19 protein-coding genes are annotated in these 23547 nt (G+C 72.9%); 8 read left to right on the top strand and 11 right to left on the bottom strand.

Features of this window, described 5'->3' with window-relative positions; all coding sequences use genetic code 11:
• Positions 1 to 234 precede the first annotated feature (234 nt).
• On the bottom strand, positions 235 to 1677 hold the full coding sequence (locus IE316_RS16840; protein ID WP_190205175.1) for an amino acid permease: 1443 nt from the start codon (positions 1675 to 1677) through the stop codon (positions 235 to 237).
• Between the two features lie 232 nt (positions 1678 to 1909).
• Between IE316_RS16840 and IE316_RS16835 the strand changes: the two genes are divergently transcribed.
• Positions 1910 to 2617: a MerR family transcriptional regulator gene (locus tag IE316_RS16835; protein ID WP_190205174.1), complete on the top strand. Its 708-nt coding sequence runs from the start codon at positions 1910 to 1912 to the stop codon at positions 2615 to 2617.
• A 6-nt stretch (positions 2618 to 2623) separates the two neighbouring features.
• On the opposite strand, the gene IE316_RS16830 is transcribed toward IE316_RS16835, so the two are convergent.
• From IE316_RS16830 to IE316_RS16810, 5 genes are all read right to left on the bottom strand, one after another.
• Positions 2624 to 4804: a 3-hydroxyacyl-CoA dehydrogenase NAD-binding domain-containing protein gene (locus tag IE316_RS16830; protein ID WP_190205173.1), complete on the bottom strand. Its 2181-nt coding sequence runs from the start codon at positions 4802 to 4804 to the stop codon at positions 2624 to 2626.
• Positions 4805 to 4865: 61 nt separating this feature from the next.
• A complete protein-coding gene (locus tag IE316_RS16825; protein ID WP_190205172.1) occupies positions 4866 to 6080 on the bottom strand; it encodes an acetyl-CoA C-acetyltransferase in 1215 nt (404 codons plus the stop codon).
• Positions 6077 to 7231 carry a CaiB/BaiF CoA transferase family protein gene (locus tag IE316_RS16820; protein ID WP_190205171.1) on the bottom strand — a complete coding sequence of 385 codons (1155 nt, stop codon included), beginning with the start codon at positions 7229 to 7231 and terminating at the stop codon, positions 6077 to 6079. Before IE316_RS16820 ends, IE316_RS16825 begins: the two co-directional genes overlap by 4 nt.
• A gap of 268 nt (positions 7232 to 7499) precedes the next feature.
• Positions 7500 to 7643, bottom strand: coding sequence for a morphogenic membrane protein MmpA (gene mmpA / locus IE316_RS16815; RefSeq protein ID WP_190205170.1), 144 nt, complete (start codon positions 7641 to 7643; stop codon positions 7500 to 7502).
• 49 nt (positions 7644 to 7692) lie between these two features.
• Positions 7693 to 8388, bottom strand: coding sequence for an endonuclease V (locus IE316_RS16810; protein ID WP_190205169.1), 696 nt, complete (start codon positions 8386 to 8388; stop codon positions 7693 to 7695).
• 344 nt (positions 8389 to 8732) lie between these two features.
• Between IE316_RS16810 and ssgD the strand changes: the two genes are divergently transcribed.
• Positions 8733 to 9149 (top strand): spore wall synthesis regulator SsgD, encoded by a 417-nt coding sequence (gene ssgD / locus IE316_RS16805; RefSeq protein WP_190205168.1) that lies wholly within the window; start codon positions 8733 to 8735, stop codon positions 9147 to 9149.
• A 23-nt stretch (positions 9150 to 9172) separates the two neighbouring features.
• Here ssgD and IE316_RS16800 read toward each other — a convergent pair whose 3' ends face one another.
• A complete protein-coding gene (locus tag IE316_RS16800; protein ID WP_190205167.1) occupies positions 9173 to 9802 on the bottom strand; it encodes a GOLPH3/VPS74 family protein in 630 nt (209 codons plus the stop codon).
• 325 nt (positions 9803 to 10127) lie between these two features.
• On the opposite strand from IE316_RS16800, the gene IE316_RS16795 reads away from it, so the two are divergent.
• A complete protein-coding gene (locus IE316_RS16795) occupies positions 10128 to 11753 on the top strand; it encodes an ABC-F family ATP-binding cassette domain-containing protein (RefSeq protein WP_190205166.1) in 1626 nt (541 codons plus the stop codon).
• Between the two features lie 257 nt (positions 11754 to 12010).
• Positions 12011 to 12985 (top strand): acyl-ACP desaturase, encoded by a 975-nt coding sequence (locus IE316_RS16790; RefSeq protein WP_190205165.1) that lies wholly within the window; start codon positions 12011 to 12013, stop codon positions 12983 to 12985.
• A 34-nt stretch (positions 12986 to 13019) separates the two neighbouring features.
• Here IE316_RS16790 and IE316_RS16785 read toward each other — a convergent pair whose 3' ends face one another.
• Positions 13020 to 13265: a WhiB family transcriptional regulator gene (locus IE316_RS16785; protein WP_190205164.1), complete on the bottom strand. Its 246-nt coding sequence runs from the start codon at positions 13263 to 13265 to the stop codon at positions 13020 to 13022.
• 201 nt (positions 13266 to 13466) lie between these two features.
• Between IE316_RS16785 and IE316_RS16780 the strand changes: the two genes are divergently transcribed.
• Positions 13467 to 14252 carry a VOC family protein gene (locus IE316_RS16780; RefSeq protein ID WP_190205163.1) on the top strand — a complete coding sequence of 262 codons (786 nt, stop codon included), beginning with the start codon at positions 13467 to 13469 and terminating at the stop codon, positions 14250 to 14252.
• A 41-nt stretch (positions 14253 to 14293) separates the two neighbouring features.
• Here the strand turns inward: IE316_RS16780 and IE316_RS16775 are convergent, their stop codons facing one another.
• Both IE316_RS16775 and IE316_RS16770 read right to left on the bottom strand, forming a co-directional pair.
• The gene (locus IE316_RS16775; RefSeq protein ID WP_190205162.1) at positions 14294 to 15439 is read right to left on the bottom strand and encodes a LacI family DNA-binding transcriptional regulator; all 1146 of its coding nucleotides are present in this window, start codon (positions 15437 to 15439) and stop codon (positions 14294 to 14296) included.
• 71 nt (positions 15440 to 15510) lie between these two features.
• A complete protein-coding gene (locus IE316_RS16770) occupies positions 15511 to 16470 on the bottom strand; it encodes a multicopper oxidase domain-containing protein (RefSeq protein WP_190205161.1) in 960 nt (319 codons plus the stop codon).
• Positions 16471 to 16719: 249 nt separating this feature from the next.
• On the opposite strand from IE316_RS16770, the gene IE316_RS16765 reads away from it, so the two are divergent.
• Together IE316_RS16765 and IE316_RS16760 are read left to right on the top strand one after the other, a co-directional pair.
• On the top strand, positions 16720 to 19197 hold the full coding sequence (locus IE316_RS16765) for a ThuA domain-containing protein (RefSeq protein ID WP_373311218.1): 2478 nt from the start codon (positions 16720 to 16722) through the stop codon (positions 19195 to 19197).
• Positions 19198 to 19211: 14 nt separating this feature from the next.
• Positions 19212 to 21389 (top strand): OmpL47-type beta-barrel domain-containing protein, encoded by a 2178-nt coding sequence (locus IE316_RS16760; RefSeq protein WP_190205407.1) that lies wholly within the window; start codon positions 19212 to 19214, stop codon positions 21387 to 21389.
• Here IE316_RS16760 and ligD read toward each other — a convergent pair.
• Positions 21376 to 22401 (bottom strand): non-homologous end-joining DNA ligase, encoded by a 1026-nt coding sequence (ligD, locus tag IE316_RS16755; protein ID WP_190205160.1) that lies wholly within the window; start codon positions 22399 to 22401, stop codon positions 21376 to 21378. The genes IE316_RS16760 and ligD overlap by 14 nt on opposite strands.
• A gap of 74 nt (positions 22402 to 22475) precedes the next feature.
• On the opposite strand from ligD, the gene IE316_RS16750 reads away from it, so the two are divergent.
• Positions 22476 to 23546 carry an ATP-dependent DNA ligase gene (locus IE316_RS16750; RefSeq protein WP_190205159.1) on the top strand — a complete coding sequence of 357 codons (1071 nt, stop codon included), beginning with the start codon at positions 22476 to 22478 and terminating at the stop codon, positions 23544 to 23546.
• Position 23547 lies beyond the last annotated feature (1 nt).

Here is a 23547-nt window from a genome sequence, read left to right as displayed (position 1 = left end):
GCGTCGGGGACGGGGAGGGCCCGCTCCCCCGGCGGGTGGTCCGGCGGCCCCCGGGCGCCCCGGACCCGGTACGGGGCGGCGCGGGAGGCCGGTGGTCACCGGCTTTCCTGCGGGGGCGGTGGCCGCCGTGCCGGGAGGTGGCCCGGTCAGGGGTGGCCGTCCCGCGCGTCAGACTGACAGGCACGGGACCCTACGGTGCCCGGCTGTCCCGCAGCAGGGGGCCGCCCCCGGGGGCTACCGCGCGGACTTGCCGACCCGGTGCCGGATGCCGTACCAGCCGGCCACCAGCATCACCGCGACGACCGGGATGAGCAGCAGGGTCTTGCGGCCGACGTCGGGGTCGTTCCACATCATGCCGAGGCAGGCCAGCAGGAAGGCGACGGTGGCCAGCTCCGTGACCGGGCTGCCGCGCAGACGGAAGCGCGGGCGGGTGAGCAGGCCGGCCCGGGCGCGGCGGACGAAGACCAGGTGGCAGAGCATGATGATCACCCAGGTGGCGACGATGCCGAGGCAGGCCACGTTCAGCACGATCTCGAACGCCTGGCTGGGCACCAGGTAGTTCAGGCCGACGCCCAGGACGCAGATCCCGCAGGTCAGCAGGATGCCGCCGTAGGGGACCTGGCTGCGGTTCATCACCCGGGTGAACTTGGGCGCGGAGCCCGCCATCGCCATGGAGCGCAGGATGCGGCCGGTGGAGTACAGGCCGGAGTTCAGCGAGGACATCGCGGCGGTGAGCACGACCAGGTTCATCACATCGCCGGCCGCCGGGACGCCGATCTTCGACAGGACGGTGACGAAGGGGCTCTGGTCGCCCGAGTAGAGCGAGCCGGGCAGCAGCAGGGCCAGCAGGACGACCGAGCCGACGTAGAACAGGGCGACGCGCCACATGATGGAGTTCACCGCGCGCGGGACGACCTTGTGCGGCTCGGCGGTCTCGCCCGCGGCGACGCCGACCAGCTCCAGGGCGGCGTACGCGAAGATCACGCCCTGCATGACCAGGACGACCGGCATCACGCCGTGCGGGAAGACGCCGCCGTGGTCGGTGATCATGGCCAGGCCGGGGGTGTGGCCGCCCACCTCGTGCTGGGTGGCCAGCAGGAAGACGCCGACCAGCATGAAGGCGACCAGGGTGGCGACCTTGATGATCGCGAACCAGAACTCCATCTCGCCGAAGATCTTCACCGAGATGAGGTTCACGGCCAGCACCACGGCGAGCGCGATCAGGGCCAGCACCCACTGCGGGACCGGCGTGAACAGGCTCCAGTAGTGCGTGTAGAGGGCGATCGCGGTGATGTCGGCGATCCCGGTCGTCGACCAGTTCAGGAAGTACATCCAGCCGGCGACGTACGCGCCCTTCTCGCCGAGGAACTCGCGGGCGTAGGACACGAAGGAGCCGGAGGACGGCCGGTAGAGCACCAGCTCGCCCAGGGCCCGGACGACGAAGAAGGCGAAGACGCCGCAGACGAGGTAGGCCAGCGCGAGCGCGGGGCCCGCGTCGTGCAGGCGTCCGCCCGCGCCGAGGAAGAGGCCGGTGCCGATCGCGCCGCCGATGGCGATCATGTTGATGTGGCGGGCCTTGAGGTCCTTGCTGTAACCGGCGTCGCCCGCGTCCGCGGGCGTCCCGGTCGCCTGGGGGTGGTCGGCGACCTGTGCCGTGTCGACGGCGTCCTTGCTCACGGGTGGTTCCACTCTCTGGTGCGCCCGGGCGGGGTGCGCCCAGATCGTCCGTTCAGTGCCGTGACCCGTACCGCGTTCGACGGCACAGGCCACGGCAGCACCTTCCCACGGCGCGGCGTCCCCACGCGGTGGCCCATGTCACAGAGCGTGACTTCTCACATGATCCGCCGCCCGCCTTCACGCGGTGCACAAGTGGTGTCACAGCACTGGTGGTACAGCGATACTGCTGCACATGACGACCGACGCCGCGGAGAACACCGAGCCGGCCCTCACCATCGACGAACTGGCCGCGCGGGCCGGCGTCACGGTGCGCACGGTCCGCTTCTACGGCACCCGGGGCCTGCTGCCCCCGCCGGTGATCGGTCCGCGCCGGGTGGGGCGCTACGGCCGGGAGCACCTGGCCCGGCTGGCGCTGATCGAGGAACTCCAGCGCCAGGGCATGACGCTGGCCGGGATCGAACGCCACCTGGGGCGGCTCCCGCCCGGTCTGAGCGCGCACGACCTGGCGATCCACCGCGCGGTGGTCGCCTCCTGGGCGCCGGAGACGGTGGAGGCGGTCGACCGGGCGGAACTGGAGCGGCGGGCGGGCCGGCCGCTGTCCGGGGAGGACGTGGCGCGGCTCGCCGCGATGGAGGTGCTCACCCGCGACGGGGACGTCTTCCACGTCGACACCGGGCTGCTCGGGCTCGGTGTCGAACTGCTCGACGTCCCCCTGTCCCACGAGACGCTGCTCGCCGCCCGCGCCGCGCTCCTGGAGCACTCCCGGGCCGCCGCCCGGGAGCTGTCGCGGCTGCTGCGCGACGCGGTCGCCGAGCGGGACACCCGGGACGTGAGGTCCCTGTCCGCGCACATGCACCCGCTGGTGGTGCAGGCGCTGCTGACGAGCTTCCAGCGGTCGCTGCGCCAGGAGCTGCGGGAGTGGCTCGACGAGAGCGAGTGAGCGGCCTCAGCGGCCGTCGGTGAAGACCTCCCCGCGCTCGGCCTTCGCCACCAGCAGCGCGGGCGGCGCGAACCGCTCGCCGTAGCGGTCGGCCAGCTCCCGCGCGCGGGCGACGAAGCCCGGCAGCCCGCCCTCGTAGCCGTTGATGTACTGCAGGACGCCGCCGGTCCAGCCCGGGAAGCCGATGCCGAAGAGCGACCCGATGTTGGCGTCGGCGACGGAGGTGAGCACGCCCTCCTCCAGCAGCCGTACGGTGTCCAGCGCCTCGGCGAACAGCATCCGCTCCTGCATGTCCCGGAACGGGATCTCGTGGCCGGGCCGGGTGAAGTGCTCGCGCAGCCCGGGCCACAGGCCCGCCCGCTTGCCGTCCTCGTCGTACGCGTAGAAGCCGGCGCCGCCGCTGCGGCCGGGGCGGCCGAACTCGTCGACCATGCGGTCGATGACCGCCTCGGCGGGGTGCGCGGTCCAGGTGCCGCCCGCCTCCTCGACGGCCCGGCGGGTCTCCTGGCGGATCTTGCGCGGGAGGGTGAGCGTCAGCTCGTCCATCAGGCTGAGCACCTTGGCCGGGTAGCCCGCCTGGGCCGCCGCCTGCTCCACCGAGGCGGGCTCGATGCCCTCGCCGACCATGGCGACGCCCTCGTTGAGGAAGTGGCCGATCACCCGGGAGGTGAAGAAGCCGCGGCTGTCGTTGACGACGATCGGCGTCTTGTTGATCTGCCGCACCAGGTCGAAGGCGCGGGCGAGGGCCTCGTCACCGGTCCGCTCGCCCTTGATGATCTCGACCAGCGGCATCTTGTCGACGGGCGAGAAGAAGTGCAGCCCGATGAAGTCGGCCTGGCGTTCGACGCCCTCGGCGAGGGCGGTGATGGGCAGGGTGGAGGTGTTGGAGCAGAGCAGCGCGTCGGGCGCGACGACCTGCTCGATCTCCTGGAACACCTTGTGCTTGAGCGAGGTGTCCTCGAACACCGCCTCGATCACCGCGTCGCAGTTGGCCAGGTCGGCGGCCTCGGCGGTCGGGGTGATCCGGGCGAGCAGCGCGTCGGCCTTCTCCCGGGTGGTACGTCCCTTGGCGACGGCCTTGGCGCACAGCTTCTCGGAGTACGCCCTGCCCTTGACGGCGGCCTCCAGCGACACGTCCTTCAGGACGACGTCGATGCCCGCGCGGGCGCACGCGTAGGCGATGCCGGCGCCCATCATCCCGGCGCCGAGGACGGCTACCTTGCGGACCTGGCGGGGCTCGACGCCCTGGGGGCGGTTGGCGCCGGAGTTGACGGCCTGGAGGTCGAAGAAGAACGCCTGGATCATGTTCTTGGAGATCTGGCCGGCGGCCAGCTCCACGAAGTACCGGGCCTCGATGACCTGGGCGGTGTCGAAGTCGACCTGGGCGCCCTCGACGGCGGCGGCCATGATGCGGCGCGGCGCCGGGTAGGGGGCGCCGTTCGTCTGCTTGCGCAGGGTGGCCGGGAAGGCGGGCAGGTTGGCGGCGAACCGGGGGTCGCTGGGGGTGCCGCCGGGGATGCGGTAGCCGGGCCGGTCCCAGGGCTGGGCGGACTCGGGGTGGGCGTCGATGAAGGCGCGGGCCCTGGCCAGCAGGTCCTCGGGGCTGTCGGCGACCTCGTCGACCAGGCCGTTGTCGGCCGCGCGGCGCGGGGCGTACTGGGTGCCCTGGAGGAGGACCTTCAGCAGCGCGTCGGTGATGCCGAGCAGGCGGACGGTGCGCACCACGCCGCCGCCCCCGGGGAGCAGGCCGAGGGTGACCTCGGGCAGGCCGATCTTGGAGCCGGGGGCGTCCAGGGCGACGCGGTGGTGGCAGGCCAGGGCGATCTCGTAGCCGCCGCCCAGGGCGGCGCCGTTGATGGCGGCGACGACGGGCTTGCCGAGGGTCTCGATGCGGCGCAGGTTCCGCTTGACGGCCAGGCCGCCGTCGAAGAGCTCCTGGGCGGTGTCGGGGGTGACGCGGATCAGGTCGCGCAGGTCGCCGCCGGCGAAGAAGGTCTTCTTGGCGGAGGTGACGATGACGCCCCTGATGGTGTCCCGCTCGGCCTCCAGGCGGTCGGTGACGGCCGCGAGGGACTCGCGGAACGCCTTGTTCATGGTGTTGGCGGACTGGTCCGGGTCGTCCAGGACGAGGGTGACGACGCCGGTGTCGTCCCGCTCCCAGCGGATGGCGGTGGACTCGGTGCTCATGAGGGGGCGCTCCAGGTGATCCGTGTGGTCCGTGTGGTCCGTATGGCCCGTCGGGAGGGGGTCAGAGGCGTTCGACGACGGTGGCGATGCCCATGCCGCCGCCCACGCACAGGGTGGCGAGGCCGTACCGCTTGTCCTGGCGCTCCAGTTCGTCGACGAGGGTGCCGAGGATCATCGCGCCGGTGGCGCCGAGGGGGTGGCCGAGCGCGATGGCGCCGCCGTTGACGTTGACCTTGTCCAGGCTCAGGCCCATGTCCTTGACGAAGCGCAGGACGACCGCGGCGAACGCCTCGTTGATCTCGACCAGGTCGATGTCGTCGATGGTCAGCCCGGCCTTGGCGAGCGCCTTGCGGGTGGCGGGGGCGGGCCCGGTGAGCATGATGGTGGGCTCGGAGCCGGAGACGGCGGCGGAGACGATCCGGGCGCGCGGGGTGAGGCCGTACCGCTCGCCGGTCTCCTTGCTGCCGATGGCGACCAGGGCGGCGCCGTCCACGATGCCGGAGGAGTTGCCCGCGTGGTGGACGTGGTCGATCTTCTCGACCCAGTGGTACTTCTGCAGCGCCACGGCGTCGAAGCCGCCGAGTTCGCCGATGTCCGCGAAGGACGGCTTGAGCTTGGCGAGGGAGTCGGCGGTGGTGCCGGGCCGGAGGTGCTCGTCGTGGTCGAGGACGGTCAGGCCGCTGCGGTCCTTCACCGGCACGACGGACCGCTCGAAGCGGCCCTCCTTCCAGGCGGTGGCCGCCCGCTCCTGGGAGAGGGCCGCGTACTCGTCCACGTCCCGGCGCGAGAAGCCCTCGATGGTGGCGATCAGGTCGGCCCCGATGCCCTGCGGGACGAAATTCGTCGCGAGGTTGGTCATCGGGTCGTTGAACCAGGCGCCGCCGTCGGAGGCCATCGGCACCCGGGACATGGACTCGACGCCGCCCGCGAGGACCAGGTCCTCCCAGCCGGAGCGGACCTTGGCGGCGGCCAGGTTGACGGCCTCCAGACCCGAGGCGCAGAAGCGGTTCTCCTGGACGCCGGCCACGGTGTCGGGCAGCCCGGCGGCGATGGCGGCGATCCGGGCGATGTCGGAGCCCTGGTCGCCGACCGGGCCGACCACGCCCAGCACGATGTCGTCCACGGCGGCCGGGTCCAGGCCGGGGAAGCGGGCGCGGATCTCGTGGATGAGCCCGACGACCAGGTCGACGGGCTTGGTGCCGTGCAGGGCCCCGGTGGCCTTGCCGCGTCCGCGCGGGGTGCGGATCGCGTCGTACACATACGCTTCGGTGGTCACTGGCCGGCCTTTCGCTGAGGGTTCGGGGGGTCGAGGGCGGGGACGTCCCAGTCGCGGGCGACGGCCTCGGTGTCGGCGCCGGGCCGGGCGGGGCCGGTGCGGACGGCGGTCGGGGTCGCGGAGAAGCGGGGCGCGGGGGCGGGCTGGGGGCGGCCGCCGTGGTCGGTGAAGGTGGCGCGGGCGGCGAGGTGCGGGTGGTGCGGGGCCTCGCCGAGGGTGAGGACGGGGGCGACGCAGGCGTCGCAGTCCGCGAAGACGGCCGCCCACGCGTCCCGGGTGCGGGTGCGGAAGCGGGCGGCGATCGCCGCGCGCAGCTCGGCCCAGCGGGCGGGGTCGTCGCGGGGCGGGGCGGTGTCCGCGATGCCGAGCCGGTCCAGGAACTCGTCGTAGAACCGCTGTTCCAGGGCGCCGACCGCGATGTGGCGGCCGTCGGCGGTCTCGTAGGTGCCGTAGAACGGGCAGCCTCCGTCCAGCAGGTTGGCGCCGCGCCGGTCCTGCCAGTGCCCGGCCGCGAGCATTCCGTGGAGCATCGTGGTCAGGTGCGCGGTGCCGTCCACGACGGCGGCGTCGACCACCTGTCCGGTGCCGGTGGCCCGCGCGTGGTGCAGGGCGGCGAGGACGCCGACGACCAGGTAGAGGGAGCCGCCCGCGTAGTCGCCGAGCAGGTTGGCGGGGGCCGGCGGCGGGCGGTCGGGGTCGCCGATCAGGCCGAGGGCGCCGGTGAGCGCGATGTACCCGATGTCGTGGCCGGCCCGGGCGGCGAGGGGACCGTGCTGGCCCCAGCCGGTCATCCGGCCGTAGACCAGGCGGGGGTTGCGGGCGCGGCAGGGTCCGGGGCCGACGCCGAGGCGTTCGGCGACGCCGGGGCGGTAGCCCTCGATCAGGATGTCGGCGCGGGCGGCGAGGCCGAGGACGCGGGCGGGGCCGTCGGGGTCCTTGAGGTCGACGAGCACCGAGCGCTTGTTGCGGTTGGTGAGGTCGTGGGCCGGGTCGATGCCGAGCCCCGGGCCGCCGGGGCGGTCCACCCGGACGACATCGGCGCCGAGGTCGGCCAGGAGCATCGCCGCGAAGGGGCCGGGCCCGATGCCGGCCAGCTCGACCACGCGCACGCCGGTGAGCGGACCGTGCGGGGGCGTCGTCGCCGTGGTCATCGGGTCCCCAGTCTGTGACACCATCGATGTAACACCGGTGATGTTAGGAACGTGTTCCGGTCCGCACAAGGGTCGCGCCGGACCGAATGAGCAAGCGCTTGGCCAAGGATGCCGTACGGGGCCGCCGGTCCGCCCGCTCTCCTCACGCTAGCCGGGGGGACCGGTCACGGCGCGTGGGTACGGCCGGTCAGCGCGCCCACCGGGGGTCACGGCGCGTGCGGTGCGCCGCCACCGGGGGACCCGGTCGCGGCGCGTGCGGTGCGCCCGGTCAGCCCGCCCACCCGGCGATGGTCCAGATCATCCCGGCGAGCCAGCCCACGCCGGCGAGCACGGCGAGGAGCAGGCCGACCGTCACCGCCCCGGCGGGGCGGACGGCGCGGACGGGGGGCTTCGGGGCTCGGCGCGTGGTCATGCGGCCCACCCTGTCGGCCGGGGCGCGGACCGCACATCCGTACAGCTACTCAGACCGCACGGGTGGCCTCGCGCAGGGCCGCCCGGCACAGGGCGTCCGCCCGGCGGGTGGTCTCGGGCAGCCGGTAGGCGGGGGTGAGGGCGAGGGTGTGCGCGCAGGCGTTGTCCAGGCTCACCCGGTGGCCGACGGAGACGTAGACCGGCTTCACCCCGTCCCGGGTGCGCAGCGCGCGGCCGACCTCCTCGCCGTCCGCGAGCAGCGGGGCGGCGCTGCCGCGCGGCGCGGCCGGGTCCTCGTGGGTGAAGGCGAACGGGTTCTTGGCGACGCCGAAGACCGGCAGCCCGGTGAGCACGCCTAGATGGGCGGCGAGGCCGAACCGGCGCGGGTGGGCGAGGCCGTAGCCGTCGCAGACCACCAGGCCGGGCGGGACGGGCAGCGCCGCCAGGGCGGCGAGGACGGTCGGCAGCTCCCGGAAGGCCAGCAGGCCGGGCACGTACGGGAAGGAGATCCGGCCGACGGCGGTGGCCTCGGCGACGACGGCCAGGCTCGCCGCGTCCAGCACGACGGCCGCCGCGGCGACCACGTCGCGGGCGTCGTCGTAGGCCACGTCGACCCCGGTCACGTGCCCGGTGCCGGGCGGCGGGCCGGGTTCGTCGAGCACCAGCCGCGCGCGCAGTTCGTCCTGCACCGCGCGGGCGCGCTCCTCGGTGGTGGGCCAGCCCTCGGGGATCGGTACGGTCGTCATGGTGGCCCCGAGCCTACGGCCGACCCGGTGGGCGCGGGCCGCGAGGGCGGTTCACCCGGGTCCGCCGGGACCCGCCAGGGTCCGGCGATGTTCACTTCGGTGAACGGACCGTCAGGTTACGGACAAACAGCTCATCCCCCGCCCAACTGTCGGTGCTCGTGGTGCCGTTCGCGGCGCCCGGGGAGAGACATGTCACTCGGGCATCACGGGTGTGAATGAACGCGGTGACAGAGGTCACTCTGAGTTCGGGTGCACGGAACGGCTCCTTCCGTCGTCTCTCCCAGTGCGCCACATCGTCCGCTCGTCCGCCCACGCCCGTCCAGCCGTCACGAGGGAGCAAGGTGTTGTCCACCGTCATCGAGCAGCCCGTCGAGGCGCGTCTCGTCGCCGCCGCGCCCCGCATGCCGAACATTCCCGCCACGCTGCACTACGACCGGCGCGACCCGTTCGCCGTCCGGATGACCTTCCCGGCCCCCGCCACCCTGGAGAACGTGGAGGTCTGCTGGACCTTCTCGCGCGAACTGCTCATCGCCGGGATGCACGAGCCCGAGGGCCACGGCGACGTACGGGTCCGGCCCTACGGCTACGACCGCACGGTGCTGGAGTTCCACGCCCCCGAGGGCACCGCCGTGATCCACGTCCGCTCGGGTGAGCTGCGCCGCTTCCTGGAGGCCACCGGCGAGCTGGTCCCGGTCGGCCTGGAGCACCTCCACCTCGACCTGGACCACGACCTCGCGGAGCTGCTGCGCGGCACCCGCTGACCGGTCCCGCGCCGGGGGCGGGCTCAGCCCGCCGCCGGGACCGTCTCCCCGGTGTGCGCCGCGCGCACCGCCGCGCACAGCGTGCGCAGCACCGGCCGGGCGCCGGGCGCCCCCGCGCCCCGGTCGAGCAGCTCCGCCGTCCGGCCCGCCCCCGCCGCGCCCAGCCCGCGCACCCGTGCGGCGGCGGCCAGCACGGCGACGGCCGCGTCCCGGGCGGGCACCGCGCCGGCCGGCGCCGGGCCGTGCAGGCTCTCCCGCGCCCGCTCGCGCACCGACGCCACGACCTCCGGCCGCGCCAGGGCGTACTCCACGGACGGGAACACCCCGAGCACCCGCCGCTTCTCCGCGCGCAGGCACCCCTCCGCGACCAACTGCTCGCGGACCGCGTCGTAGGTGAGCCGGGCCCGCAGGTGCACCCAGGTCCGCCAGTCGTGCGGCAGTGACTCGCGGACCAGGTCGAGCAGCCCGTCCAGGACCGCGTCCCCGGTACGGGAGTCCAGGTCGAGCGGGGTGGCGATGCCGTCGTCGTCGACGAGCAGACCGCGCCGGGCCAGGTCGGCGAGGGCACCGGCGCGCACCAGGCGGTGCGGCGGCGGGGCGCCGGGCGCCAGCAGACACAGACGGGCCGGCAGCGAGAGCGAGCCGTGCGGCACGGGAGCCTCCTTCGGACACCGGGACCGGGCGGCAATCCGGTTGACACCCCTCACGGTCCCTCTTTACGGTGGTCGGGTCCTGTTGTCGTCGATCGGAGAAGGACGTTGCTCGTCTGAGGTCCTGAGTCACCGCCGCACACCGGTCAGGTGTGTGCGCCGCGTGCGACCTCGACGTTCGAGCCGTCCCCCCGACGAGCAGGGCTTCTGTCTTTCCTGGGCCCTCCTTCCCTCCGGGCTGAGCCACGGTCCGTCACGACGGTCGCCGTCCCGCGGTGTCTCGATACGCGTTTGCCCCTGACCGCACCACGCAACCGCGGAGGCCCCCGTGTCCGCTTCCCTGAGCTGTACCTCCCTCACCTTCACCTGGCCGGACGGCACCCCCGTCCTCGACGGCCTCGACGTCTCCTTCGGCCCCGGCCGGACCGGCCTGGTCGGCGTCAACGGGTCCGGGAAATCCACCTTGTTGAGGCTCCTCGCCGGTGACCTCAGCCCGACCGACGGCACCGTCCGCGCCCAGGGCGAGGTCGGCTACCTCCCGCAGAACGTCACCCTCGACACCGCCCTGCGCGTCGACGAGGCGCTCGGCATCGCCGACCGGCGGGCCGCGCTGCACGCCATCGAGGCGGGCGACGCGGCCGAGAAACACTTCGAGACCGTCGGCGACGACTGGGACGTCGAGGAACGCGCCCTCGCCACGCTCGGCGAGCTGGGCCTCGGCCACCTCACCCTGGACCGCACCGTCGGCGAGGTCTCGGGCGGCGAGTCGGTGCTGCTGCGGCTGGCCGCGCTGCTGCTGCGCCGGCCCGACATCCTGCTGCTGGACGAACCGACCAACAACCTCGACCTGTACGCCCGGCGCAGACTGCACGCCGCCGTCACCGCCTGGTCCGGGGTGCTGGTCGTGGTCAGCCACGACCGGAAACTGCTGGACCTGGTCGACCAGATCGCCGATCTGCGCTCCGGCGAGATCGTCTGGTACGGCGGCAACTTCTCCGCGTACGAGGAGGCCCTCGCCGTCGAGCAGGAGGCGGCCGAACGGATGGTCCGGGTCGCCGAGTCCGACCTGCGCAAGCAGCAGCGCGAACTGACCGAGGCCCAGGTCAAGCTGGCCCGCCGCAAGCGGTACGGCCAGAAGATGTACGACCAGAAGCGCGAACCGAAGATCGTCATGGGGGCGCGCAGACGCGCGGCCCAGGAGTCCGCGGGCAAGCACCGCATCCTGCACGAGGAGCGGCTCGCCGAGGCCAAAGAGCGCCTCGACGAGGCGGCGGAGGCGGTACGGGACGACGACGAGATCCGCGTCGACCTGCCGCACACCGCCGTCCCCTCGGGCCGGTCCGTGCTCACCCTGCGCGACCTGGAACCGGCCTACGGCGCCCGGCTGAGCGGAGGGCTCGATCTGTACGGCCCCGAGCGGATCGCGCTGGTCGGGCGCAACGGCGCGGGCAAGACCACGCTGCTGCGCACCATCGCCGGGGAGCTGGAGCCGCTCTCCGGCGAGGCGACGGCGCACGTGCCGCTGCGGTTCCTGCCGCAGCGGCTCGACATCCTCGACGGCGAGCTGTCCGTCGCGCGGAACGTGGCCCGGTTCGCGCCGGGCGCCACCAACAACCGGATCCGGGCGCAACTGGCCCGCTTCCTGTTCCGGGGCGCCCGCGCCGACCAGAAGGCGGCCACGCTCTCCGGCGGCGAGCGGTTCCGGGCGACGCTGGCCGCGCTGATGCTGGCCGAGCCCGCGCCGCAGTTGCTGATGCTGGACGAGCCGACCAACAACCTGGACATGGCGAGCGTCCGGCAGCTCACCACCGCCCTGGAGTCCTACCAGGGGGCGCTGCTGGTGGCCAGCCACGACCTGCCGTTCCTGGAGTCGATCGGCATCACCCGCTGGCTGCTGCTGGCGGACGGCGAACTCCGGGAGACCACACCGGAGGCACTGGCGGAACCCGCCTAGCCCGGAGGGCCGGTGCGCGCGGGGCCGGGTGGCGGCGGACAGGTGCCGTCACCCGGCCCCGCGCGCGTGGTCGCCGCCACGTCGGAACGCATGTGCGAATGCGCGACTGACGGGTACTCATCGCCCGTTCGGCGGGCTTTACACGCGCCTTAACTTACGGTGTCGTAACCTACGGATACGTAGCCTACGATTCCGTAGGTTCCCGGCACCGCTCGCCGGACGCTTTCCGCTCAGTCGCATGTCCCCCTGGAGTTTTCGTGACCCTTGCTTCCCCGCACCTCGGCAGCGCTTCCGCCTGGACCGACGCCCGGCTGCTGTACGCCCTGGAGGAAGTGGTCGAGAAGGAACTGAACCGGCACCTGGCGGTCGCCAAGGACTGGATGCCCCACGAGTACGTCCCGTGGAGCGACGCCCGCAACTTCCCCGGCTTCTTCGAGGACGGCGAGCCCTGGGAGAAGGAGCAGTCGCAGGTCACCGAGATCGGCCGGATCGCGCTGGTGGTGAACCTGCTGACCGAGGACAACCTGCCCAGCTACCACCACGAGATCGCCAGCCTCTTCGGCCGCGACGGCGCCTGGGGCACCTGGGTGCACCGCTGGACCGCGGAGGAGGGACGGCACGGCATCGTGATGCGGGACTACCTGCTCGCCTCCCGCGCGGTCGACCCGGACAAGCTGGAGCAGTTCCGGATGGCCCACATGAGCGAGGGCTTCGAGTCGGACAACAGCCACTCCATGCTGCACTCGGTCGCCTACGTCGCCTTCCAGGAGCTGGCCACCCGCATCTCGCACCGCAACACCGGCCACCAGTCCGGCGACCCGGTCTGCGACCGCATGCTGGCCCGCATCGCGACCGACGAGAACCTGCACATGGTCTTCTACCGCAACCTGCTCAAGGCGGCCTTCGAGATCGCCCCCGACCTGACCATGCGGGCGGTGCGGGACGTGGTGGTCAACTTCCGGATGCCCGGCCACGGCATCCCCGGCTTCGAGCGGGCCGCCGCCCAGATGGCCATCGGCGAGGTCTACAACCTGCGCATCCACCACGACGACGTGCTCCAGCCGGTGCTGCGCTTCCTGAAGATCATGGAGATCGACGGGCTCGGCCCCGAGGGCCTCAAGGCGCAGGAGGAACTGGGCCTGTTCATGAACGGCCTGGACGCCGAGGCCGCCAAGTTCGACGAGAAGCTGGCCGCCCGCAAGGCGCGGATGGCGGCCCGCGCCGCGGGCTGACCGCCGCCGCCCGCACCGCGCCCGGCCCCGGGGGTCAGGGCGCGGTGCGGCGCAGGGCCTGGCGTTCCTTCTCCGACAGCCCGCCCCAGACGCCGAAGCGCTCGTCGTGGGCGAGGGCGAACTCCAGGCAGGCGGAGCGGATCGGGCACAGCCCGCAGATCCGCTTCGCCTCGCGCACGGAGCTGCCGGGCTCGGGGAAGAAGAACTCGGCCCCGGTCTGCGCGCACAACGCCTGCTCCTGCCAGGTGAGATCGGGCGGCGTGATCGTGTCGAGGTACATGGACAGCATGGTGCCGGGCGGCGAAAAACGTTCGCTCAACGTCCGGTCAACGCCTGGTCCACGGCCTCCGGCCCCCCGATGGTCACCCGTTCGGCACCCGGGACGCACGGCGGCGCGCGGTACGGCGCCGGGCGGCGATTGTCAGTGGGCGGTGCGAGACTCGGCGGAGCAGGCAACGGGACCCTTCCGAGGAGGGCGAAGATGCTCACCACCCGATTCGTCACCGGCGCTCCGAACTGGATCGACGTCTCCACCCCGGACCTCGACGGCGCCGCCGCCTTCTACGGCGGCCTCTTCGGCTGGCGGTTCCACCCGGCGGACCCCGGTGCCGGGGGCGACGGCGTCTTCCGGTTGGACGGCGCCGCGGTGGCCGGGGGCAGCCGGGTCGGTCCCGGGCAGGGGCCGCCGTCCTGGACGGTGTACTTCGCCTCCCCCGACGCCGAGGAGAGCGCCAAGGCCGCCCAGCGGGCCCGGGGCCGGGTGCTGGTACGCCCGACCGCCGTCCCGGACCAGGGAGTACGGGCGGTCCTCGCCGACCGGGCGGGGGTGCCGTACGGCGTGTGGCAGGCGGGGCGGCGCGCGGGGCTGGACCGGGCCGGGGAGCCGGGCGCGCTGAGCTGGGTCGAGCTGTGGACGGCGGACATCGCGGCGGCCGCCGCGCACTACCACGCCGTGCTGGGGCTGGAGACCTCCGCCGCCGCCTTCCCCGGCGGCACCTACACCTGCGTCAACCCCGAGGGGGCGGGCGAGGACGGCGTGTTCGGCGGGGTCGTGCCGCTCACCGGCGACCCGGCGGAGACGGCCGCCCACTGGCTGCCGTACTTCGCGGTCACCGACACCGACGCGGCGGTGGCCCGCGCCCGCGAGCTGGGCGGCGCCGTCCACTTCCCGGCGACGGACGTGCCGGGTGCCGGCCGGCTGGCCCGGCTGGCCGATCCGTACGGGGCGCGCTTCGCGGTGCTCAGACCGGACCCGGCGGGGAGGTAGGGGACGCCTCCGGAGGCGAGAGCTGCGATCCCCGGGGTCCGTCAGGCCGAGGCCCGGCGGATCAGGGTGGTGGGCAGGACGGTGCCCGACAGGGGCGCGCCCGGCCCCCGTTCCCCGGTCGTGCCGTGGGTGCGCTCCGGTGCCTCCAGGCCCAGCAGCAGCCGGGTCATCAGGCGGCCCATGCGCTCGATGTCCTGACGGACCGTCGTCAGCGCCGGGTCGGTCTGCTCGGCGAGGGGCAGCATGTCGTCGAAGCCGACCACCGCCACGTCCTCCGGGACCCGCCGGCCCCGCTCGCGCAGCACCCGCAGGGCGCCCGCGGCGCTGAGGTCGTTGGCCGCGAAGACCGCGTCCAGCCCGGGGCACCGGTCGAGCAGCTCCCGCATCGCCCGCTCACCGCCGCCCGGCGTGAAGTCCCCGCGCGCCACCAGCCCCGGGCCGGCCGCCTGTCCCGCCGCGTCCCCGGACGCCGCCGGCCCCGGACCGGCCTCCCCCGCCGTGACCACGGACGCCACCTGACCCGGTCCGGCCTCCCCCACGACATCCCGGTACCCGGCCAGCCGGTCGGCCGCCGAGGTCTGGTCCAGGGGGCCGGTGATGTGCGCGATCCGGGTCCGTCCGAGCGCCACGAGATGCCGTACCGCGGCACGCGCGCCGCCCCGGTTGTCGCTGTCCACGTACCGGACCTCGCCGCCGCCGCCGTCGTCGTCCCAGCCCGGCCGTCCGCCGAACACGGTGGGCACCCCGGCCCGCCGGATCAGGGCGGGCAGCGGGTCGTCGAGGTGCAGGGAGAACACGAGCGCGCCGTCGACATGCCCGCCGGCGAGGTAGCGGGCGACCCGGGCGTGGTCCTCGCGGCCCTCGGTGAGCAGCAGCACGAGCTGGTTGTCGTGGGCGGTGAGTTCCTTGCTGATGCCGCGCAGTTGCAGGGCGAAGAAGGGGTCGGCGAAGACCCGGGACTCGGGTTCGGCGACGACCACGGCGACCGCGTCGTGCCGCCGGGTCACCAGGGATCGGGCGGCCTGGTTGGGGACGTAGCCGAGTTCCTCGACCGCGCGGCGGACCTTCTCCACCAGGGCCTCCCGGACGCCGGCGGCGCCGTTCACCACCCGGGAGACGGTGGCCCGCGAGACACCGGCCCGAGCGGCCACCGCCTCCAGCGTGGGACGCGGTGCGGTCTCGCTCACTGGGGCTCCTCCTCGGCGACTGCGGATCAGGATAGCCGCGGGCCGCCGGCGCCGAGGTGGAGGCGGAACGGTCAGTGGTGGTGCTCGTGCGGGTCGTAACCGGGAATCGTGCCGTCCGTCTTCTTCACCAGGAACAGGCCCACCATCCCCATGTCGGAGTGGCTCTGCACATGGCAGTGGTACATCCACGCCCCGGCGCCCACCCCCTCCCCCGCGATCACCTGGAAGCCGAAGGAGTCGGCGGGCCCGGTGATCTTGTTGTCGATGACCTGGCTGGGGTCGTCGGGGCCGGTGAGCAGGCCGGTGCGGTTGTCCGCCCAGCGGTGACCGTGCAGGTGGAAGGTGTGGTAGAACTCGCCGTGCGTGATCACGATGAACTCGACCCGGTCGCCCACGGTGGCCTCGAAGTCCGGCCCCGAGTGCGCGGGCCGGTTGTTGATCAGCATGTCGTTGAAGACGACCGTGTGCGTGGCGTCCGGCAGGATGTCGCCCTTGCGGCGCACGATCACCGGCCCGAACAGCCCCTTGCGCAGACCGCCGGTGCCGTGCTCGGTGCCCACCACATGGTCGTGGTAGTGCCAGTAGCCCGCGCTGCCCGAGCGCCAGGTGCCGTCCGCGCGCCGGCCCGGCTTGTGGGTGCGCCAGGTGTAGGTGCGGGTGTCGCCGGGCTGGACGTCGCTCTTGTTGAGCTTGGTGCCGTCGCTGGAGATCTCGTAGTCCAGGCCGTGCACATGCAGGCTGACCGGGACGTCCATGGTGTTCTCGAACTCGATGTGCGCGGTGTCGCCCTCGTTGAGCTCGATCAGCGGGCCGGGCACGGTCGCCTTGCCCTTCTCGAAGCCGTAGCCCATCTGCCCGTCGGGCAGCTTCTCGGCGTACATCTTCAGGTGCCGGACCTCGCCCCCGGCCGGGGCCGTCCGCACCGGGTCGGCGGGCGCGGGGGCCCCGGCGGACTCCGGCGCCAGCGACAGCGATGTCGCGACGGCCGCGCCGCCCAGCAGCACCCGCCGGTTGAAGCCGCGTCTGTCCATGCCGAACTCCCCACCCTGGTAAGGAATGTGCCATGCCGTCGCCGTGCCGTGCCGTGCCGTGTTGTGCTGTGTGGAACCTGTGCGACCGTAGCGGCCCTCGCGCCGTTTATCCACACTCAGGACAAAGTTCGTTCGATCCCGGTCATACCTATTGGCGAACCGTGCAAAGAGGTCTAGCTTCCTTGGCGCTGTTGCTGCGACCGAGGAGGGGTGGGTGACCGCGTGCGGTTCTCATCGCATCACGAGCCCGTGCACCACAGGTCCGTACGTCTGCGCAGACGGGCCGGGGCGGCTTCGCTGACCGCCGGGCTGCTGGCCGCGGGGCTGCTGTCGGCCCCAGCGGCCGGTGCCCGCCCGGCGCCGGACCCGTCACTGACAACGATGTCGATCAAGTCGCCGCCGGGCGGCGCCGAGGTACGCGTTCTGATCTTCTACGGCTCCGCCGCCTCCGGCGAGGAGTCCCCGGTGGTCGACGCCGGGATCGCGGCCATCGAGAAGATCGGGCTGTCCGGCCCGGCGGACCAGCGCTTCACCGTCACCGCCACCGACGACGCGTCGGTGTTCACCAACGAGAAACGGCTCGGCCGGTTCAACGCCGTCGTGTTCCTCACCGGCGGCGGCGATGTGCTGGACCCGGAGCAGGAGGCGGGCCTGGAGGCGTACATGGAGGCCGGCGGCGGCTTCCTCGGCATCCATGACGCGGCCCGCGCGGAGCCGTACTCGGACTGGTTCACCGGTCTGGTCGGCGCCCGCCCGGCGGCCGGGAGCCCGAGCGCCGTCCAGCGGGCCACCGTCGAGGTCGGCGACCGGCTGCATCCGGCCACCAAGGACCTGCCGGTGCAGTGGAAGCGGCCCGACAAGTGGCTGAACTGGCAGCGGAACCCCAGCGGTGACGTGCACACCGTCGCCCGGGTGCGCGAGTCGACGTACCAGCCGGGGTCGAGCGCCAACGGCTGGGACCACCCGGTCAGTTGGTGCCGGGACTACGACGGCGGCCGGTCCTTCTACACCGGCATGGGCGGCACGGTGTCCTCGTACGACGAGACCGACTTCCGCGCCCATCTGCGCGGCGCCCTGCTGTGGACCACCCGGCTCGTGCGGGCCGACTGCAAGGCCACCATCACCGGCAACTACAAGGCCGAGCGGCTCACCCAGCCCAACCAGCCCGGCCAGAACGACCAGATCGGCGAGCCGCACGGCATGGTCACCGCCCCCGACGGCCGGGTCTTCTACATCGGCCGGGGCGGCGCGGACTCCTCCCAGCCGGTGATCACCGACTGGAACGACCCGGACATCGGCAAGGGCAAGGGCCAGATCCACGTCTACGACCCGGCGACCAAGAAGGTCACGCTCGCCGGTGAGCTGACCGTCTTCGGCAACAAGGGCGGCGGCGACGAGCTGACCAAGGTCGAGGAGGGCCTGCTCGGCATCGAGCTCGATCCGGCCTTCGAACAGAACGGGTGGGTGTATCTGCACTACACACCCCACTCGCGGATCAACCGGGACACGCACATGGCCGAGCGGCGGGTCTCCCGCTTCACCCTCGACCGGGCCACGGACAAGCTGGACCTCGGCAGCGAGAAGGTGCTGCTGAAGTGGCCGGTGCAGATCCACAGTTGCTGCCACGCGGGCGGCGGAATGGCCTGGGACTCCAAGGGCAACCTCTACATCGCCACCGGCGACAACAACTCCAGCGGCTTCAGCGACGGCTACTCGGGCAACAACCCGGAGCCGAACTTCAAGGGCGTCTCCTTCGCCGACGCGCGCCGCACCGCCGGCAACACCAACAACCTCAACGGCAAGATCCTGCGCATCCACCCGGAGCCGGACGGCACGTACACGCTGCCCGAGGGCAACCTGTTCACCGGCAAGGAGACCGCCGAGGGCGGCGGCAAGACCCGCGGCGAGATCTACGTCATGGGCGTGCGCAACCCGGCCCGGATCTCCGTGGACAAGGCGACCGACACCCTCTACGCGGGCTGGGTCGGCCCGGACGCCGGCAGTCCCTCGCCGACCTGGGGGCCGGCCAAGTACGACACCTTCGCGGTGATCACCAAGGCGAGCAACCGGGGCTGGCCGTACTGCATGGGCAACAAGCAGCCGTACCGGGACCGGAACCTGCCGGACCCGTCGAAGCCGCTGGGCTGGTACGACTGCGACCACCCGAAGAACGAGTCGCCGAACAACGACGGCCTGGTCAACCTGCCGCCGGTGACCGGCAACAACATCTGGTACAGCCCGGACGGCGGCGGCCCCGACTTCCCGCGCGACGAGAACGGGGTGCCCTCGTACCGGAAGGAGGAGGCCACCTACAAGCTGCCGTGGCTCAAGGGCGGCGGGCAGGCCGCGATGGACGGGCCGGTCTACCGCTACGACGCCGCCGCCGACAGCGCGGTGAAGTGGCCGCGGTACTGGGACGGCAAGTGGTTCGTCGGTGACTTCTACGACGCCGACCAGCCGCGCAACGCGGTGCTGATGGACCCGGCGACGCAAGGCGACGGCGGACTGCCGGTGCACTCGGAGTCGCTGAAGAAGATCGTGCCGGTCGGCAACGACGGCATCAAGAACCTGATGGACTGGAAGTTCGGTCCGGACGGGTCGCTGTACGTGCTGGACTACGGGCGCGGCTTCTTCACCTCGGACGCCAAGTCGGCGCTGTGGCGGGTCACCTACACGGGCGGCGGGCCGACCCCGGCCGCCGGACAGTTGGCGAGGGGGACGCGGTGAAACGGCAGCGAAGCGTGTGGGCCGCCCTGCTGGCGGGCCTGCTGATGGTGCTCGGCCTGCAGACGACGGCCGTCGGGCAGCAGGCCGGCAGCTCCGCCCAGGCCGACCAGGTGCTCACCTGGACGGCGGGCAACGACATCACCCGGTACACGTCGGCGCCCCAGACGGCGGTGGCGGGTCCGGCCACGATCGTCTTCGAGAACAGCGAGGCGACCGGCAACACCACCGGGATGCCGCACACGCTCACCTTCGTGACCAGCGATCCCGCGTACAACAGCGACGTACAGCTCAACATCCTGGCCAACCCCTTCGACGACCAGGGCGGCAGGCACACCGCCGAGGTCACCCTCAGCCCCGGCCGCTACCTGTACCACTGCACGATCCCCGGCCACGGGGAGATGAAGGGCGTGCTGGTGGTCACCGAGGGCGGCGGCGAGGACACCACCGCGCCCGAGACGGCGGCGGAGGTGTCCGGCACCCGGAACGCGGCGGGCGCGTACGTCGGTTCGGCGAGCGTCGCGGTCAGCGCCACCGACGCGGGCTCCGGCGTGGACCGGATCGAGTACGCGATCGGCGCGGACGGCGCCTGGCAGCCGTACACCGCCCCGGTCGTGATCGACCAGGTCGGTGAGCACACCGTGCGCTACCGGGCGTTCGACAAGGCGGGCAACGCCGCCGCCGAGAAGAGCGTGACGTTCACCGTGGTGGCGCCGCCGACCGAGGACACCACCGCGCCGGAGACCTCGGCGACGGTGGACGGCGAGCGGAACGCCGACGGGGCGTACCTGGACATGGCGACGGTGACCGTCACCGCCTCCGACACCGGGTCCGGCGTCAACACCATCGAGTACGCGGTCGGGGACGGTGCCTGGCAGGCGTACACCGGGCCGGTCATGGTGCACCAGGTGGGCACCCACACCGTGCGCTACCGCGCCACCGACAAGGCCGGCAACGTGGCGGCGGCCAAGAGCGTGCAATTCACGGTGGTCGCCACGCCTCCGGAGGACACCACCCCGCCGGTGACCGGCGCCACCGTGGACGGCACCCGCAACGCGGACGGCGCGTACGTCGGCCGCGCCACGGTGACCGTCAGCGCCACCGACGACGGCGGCTCGGGGCTCGCGGGCATCGAGTACTCGCTGGACGGCGGCCCCTACCTGGCGTACACCGCGCCCGTGGTGGTGGACCGGGCCGGGCGGCACACCGTCGCCTACCGGGCGAGCGACAAGGCGGGCAACACCTCGGCGGCCGGCACCGTGAGCTTCACGGTGGTGGCCGGCGGCGGGGTCCCGGCGCCGCCCTGCCCGGAGTACGACGAGCGGCTGACGGTGATCGTCGGCACCGTCGACTCGGGCGTGCCCAACCGGGTGACGAACAACCGGTGCCGGATCGGTGAGCTGATCGAGGACGAGAAGGAGTGGACCTCCCACCAGCTCTTCCTCAAGCACGTACGGGAGGTGCTGGACGCCCTGCGCACCGAGGGCGTGATCGACGGGCGCGAGTACAGGGCGATCAACCAGGCCGCCCGCGCCTCCGGGATCGGCAAGCCCGGCCAGACCGAGGGCTACCGCACGATCCTGGACGGCACCCAGGAGTCGTTGGCCCGGTGGGAGCAGGTGGGCGGCGGTTCGTTCGGGCTGAACCCGGACGGGTCGATCACCTCCTCCGCCACCACCCCGGGCATGGGCATGCTGTGGTTCCCCGAGCGCAAGTACGGCGACTTCTCGCTGAAGCTCCAGTGGCGGGACGACGCCCCGGGCACCGGCAACGCCAACTCCGGGGTGTTCGTGCGCTTCCCGTGGGTCCACGACCACCCGGAGGAGTCGCGGCCGGAGTGGGTCGCGATCAAGTACGGGCACGAGATCCAGGAGTTCGACAGCCCCACCGGCGACATGTACAAGACCGGGTCGGTGTACGGCTTCGACCGGGTCGGGCTCGCGGGCGCGGGGGTGACCCAGAAGGGCACCTGGAACGACTACGAGATCCGGGTGGTCGACCAGCACTACTCGGTGTACCGCAACGGCGTGCTGATCAACGAGTTCGACAACACCGGCGGCCAGGTCTTCGAGCCGCCGCGGTCGGACGACCCGGGCACCGACGGACGGCGGTTCGCCTCCGGTTACGTCGGCCTCCAGGTGCACAGCACGACGGACGTGGTCTCCTACCGGGACGTCCGGATCAAGGAGCTGTAGGGCGGGGCTTCCTCGCCCGGCTCGGCTGTACCCGCCTGGGTTCCCCCGGCATCTTCGGATACTCGGGCGGGTACGGCAGATCGCCGAGCCCGTGCTCGTGCTCGTCCCGCGTCGCCAGCTCCAGCAGGGCGTCGAGGGAGTAGGCGTGCTCGTCCATGTCCGCGTGCAGGTCGCCGAGTTCGGCGAAGCGCGCGGGCATGGTCGTGATGTCGAAGTCCGCCGGGTGCGCCACCCCCACCTCGTCCCAGGTCAGCGGCGCGGAGACGGGGGCGTGCGGGCGGGGACGGACGGAGTAGGCGGAGGCGATGGTGCGGTCCCGGGCGGTCTGGTTGTAGTCCACGAAGATCCGCTCGCCGCGCTCCTCCTTCCACCACTTGGTGGTGACCCGCTCCGGCATCCGCCGCTCCAGTTCCCGTCCGGCGGCGATGGCGGCCCGCCGCACCTGGGTGAAGGTCCAGCGCGGCTCGATGGGCACGAAGACGTGCAGCCCGCGTCCGCCGGAGGTCTTGGGCCAGCCGCGCAGCCCCCCGAACTCGTCCAGCACCTCCCGCAGTGCGTGCGCGGCCCGCACCGCGTCGTCGTAGTCGGTGCCGGGCTGCGGGTCGAGGTCGAGGCGGAGTTCGTCGGGGTGGTCGACGTCGCCGCGGCGGACCGGCCAGGGGTGGAAGGTGAGGGTGCCGTACTGGGCGGCCCACAGCACCGCGGCCTCCTCGGTGGGGCACATCTCGTCGGCGCTGCGTCCGCTGGGGAAGGTGATGTGCGCGGTGGGGATCCAGTCCGGCATCCCCTTGGGCGCGCGCTTCTGGTAGAACCACTCGCCGGTGATGCCGTCCGGGTAGCGCTCCAGGGTGGTGGGCCGGTCCCGCAGGGCGCGCAGGATGCCGGGGGCGACGGCCTGGTAGTAGCGGGCCAGGTCCAGCTTGGTGTAGCCGTGCTCCGGGAAGAAGACCTTGTCCGGGCTGGACAGCCGCACCGTCCGGCCGCCCGCCTGCAGTTCCACCGCTTCACCCATGCCGGCCACGGTAGGCCGACCGGGCATTCCCCGCACATCGGGCGATACCTCACGCATCCGGTCAGAATCGGACCATGGACCTCCCCGTGATGCCGCCCGTGAAGCCGATGCTCGCCAAGTCCGTGGCGTCGATCCCGCCGGGGATGCAGTACGAGGCGAAGTGGGACGGGTTCCGGGCGATCGTGTTCCGGGACGGGGCCGAGGTGGAGTTCGGCAGCCGTACCGGCAAGCCGCTGACCAGGTACTTCCCTGAGCTGGTGGCGGCGGTGCGGGAGCGGTTGCCGCAGCGGTGCGTGGTCGACGGGGAGATCGTGATCGCCCGGGAGGGGCGGCTGGACTTCGACGCGCTGACCGAGCGCATCCATCCGGCCGACTCCCGGGTGCGGATGCTGGCCGAGCGGACGCCCTCGTCGTTCGTCGCCTTCGACCTGCTGGCGCTGGACGGGGAGGCGCTGCTCGACGTGGGGCTGGCCGACCGGCGGGCGCTGCTGGAGCGGGCCCTGCGGGGGGTGCGCGCGCCGGTGCACCTGGCGCCGGCCACGACGGACATCGAGGTGGCGCGGCGCTGGTTCGAGCAGTACGAGGGGGCGGGCCTGGACGGGGTGGTGGCCAAGCCGCTCGATCTGCGCTACCGGCCGGACGAGCGGGCGATGTTCAAGGTCAAGCACGAGCGGACGGCGGACGTGGTGGTGGCCGGGTACCGCCTGCACAAGAGCGGCCCGGTGGTCGGCTCGCTGCTGCTCGGCCTCTACGACGACCGGGGCGTCCTCCAGCACGTCGGCGTCAGCGCGGCCTTCACCATGAAGCGGCGCGCGGAACTGGTGGCCGAGCTGGAGCCGCTGCGCCTGGACGACGTCTCCGGTCACCCGTGGGCGGCCTGGGGGGACGAGACCGCGCACGCGTCGGCCCGGCTGCCGGGGGCGCCGAGCCGCTGGTCGGGCAAGAAGGACCTGTCGTGGGTGCCGCTGCGCCCGGACCGGGTGGCCGAGGTGGCGTACGACCACATGGAGAACGGGGCGCGGTTCCGGCACACCGCCCGGTTCCGCCGCTGGCGCCCGGACCGCACCCCGGAGAGCTGCACCTTCGCCCAGTTGGCGGAGCCGGTCCGCTTCGACCTCGCGGAGATCCTGGCCCCGCCGTCCTGAG

Origin of the sequence: Streptomyces fumanus, assembly GCF_014655295.1 — a bacterium.
Lineage (GTDB): Bacteria > Actinomycetota > Actinomycetes > Streptomycetales > Streptomycetaceae > Streptomyces > Streptomyces fumanus.
The sequence above is the reverse complement of the archived record's forward strand: the minus strand, read 5'-3'. Positions and strand labels throughout refer to the sequence as shown.

What these genes read in the sequence shown, in the direction of transcription:
- IE316_RS16835 (WP_190205174.1), top strand. Translation starts at nt 1,910, where the DNA reads ATGACGACCGACGCCGCGGAGAACACCGAGCCGGCCCTCACCATCGAC.
- IE316_RS16830 (WP_190205173.1), bottom strand. Translation starts at nt 4,804, where the DNA reads ATGAGCACCGAGTCCACCGCCATCCGCTGGGAGCGGGACGACACCGGC.
- IE316_RS16785 (WP_190205164.1), bottom strand. Translation starts at nt 13,265, where the DNA reads ATGTACCTCGACACGATCACGCCGCCCGATCTCACCTGGCAGGAGCAG.
- IE316_RS16750 (WP_190205159.1), top strand. Translation starts at nt 22,476, where the DNA reads ATGGACCTCCCCGTGATGCCGCCCGTGAAGCCGATGCTCGCCAAGTCC.
- IE316_RS16780 (WP_190205163.1), top strand. Translation starts at nt 13,467, where the DNA reads ATGCTCACCACCCGATTCGTCACCGGCGCTCCGAACTGGATCGACGTC.
- mmpA (WP_190205170.1), bottom strand. Translation starts at nt 7,643, where the DNA reads ATGACCACGCGCCGAGCCCCGAAGCCCCCCGTCCGCGCCGTCCGCCCC.
- ligD (WP_190205160.1), bottom strand. Translation starts at nt 22,401, where the DNA reads ATGGGTGAAGCGGTGGAACTGCAGGCGGGCGGCCGGACGGTGCGGCTG.
- IE316_RS16810 (WP_190205169.1), bottom strand. Translation starts at nt 8,388, where the DNA reads ATGACGACCGTACCGATCCCCGAGGGCTGGCCCACCACCGAGGAGCGC.
- IE316_RS16820 (WP_190205171.1), bottom strand. Translation starts at nt 7,231, where the DNA reads ATGACCACGGCGACGACGCCCCCGCACGGTCCGCTCACCGGCGTGCGC.
- IE316_RS16770 (WP_190205161.1), bottom strand. Translation starts at nt 16,470, where the DNA reads ATGGACAGACGCGGCTTCAACCGGCGGGTGCTGCTGGGCGGCGCGGCC.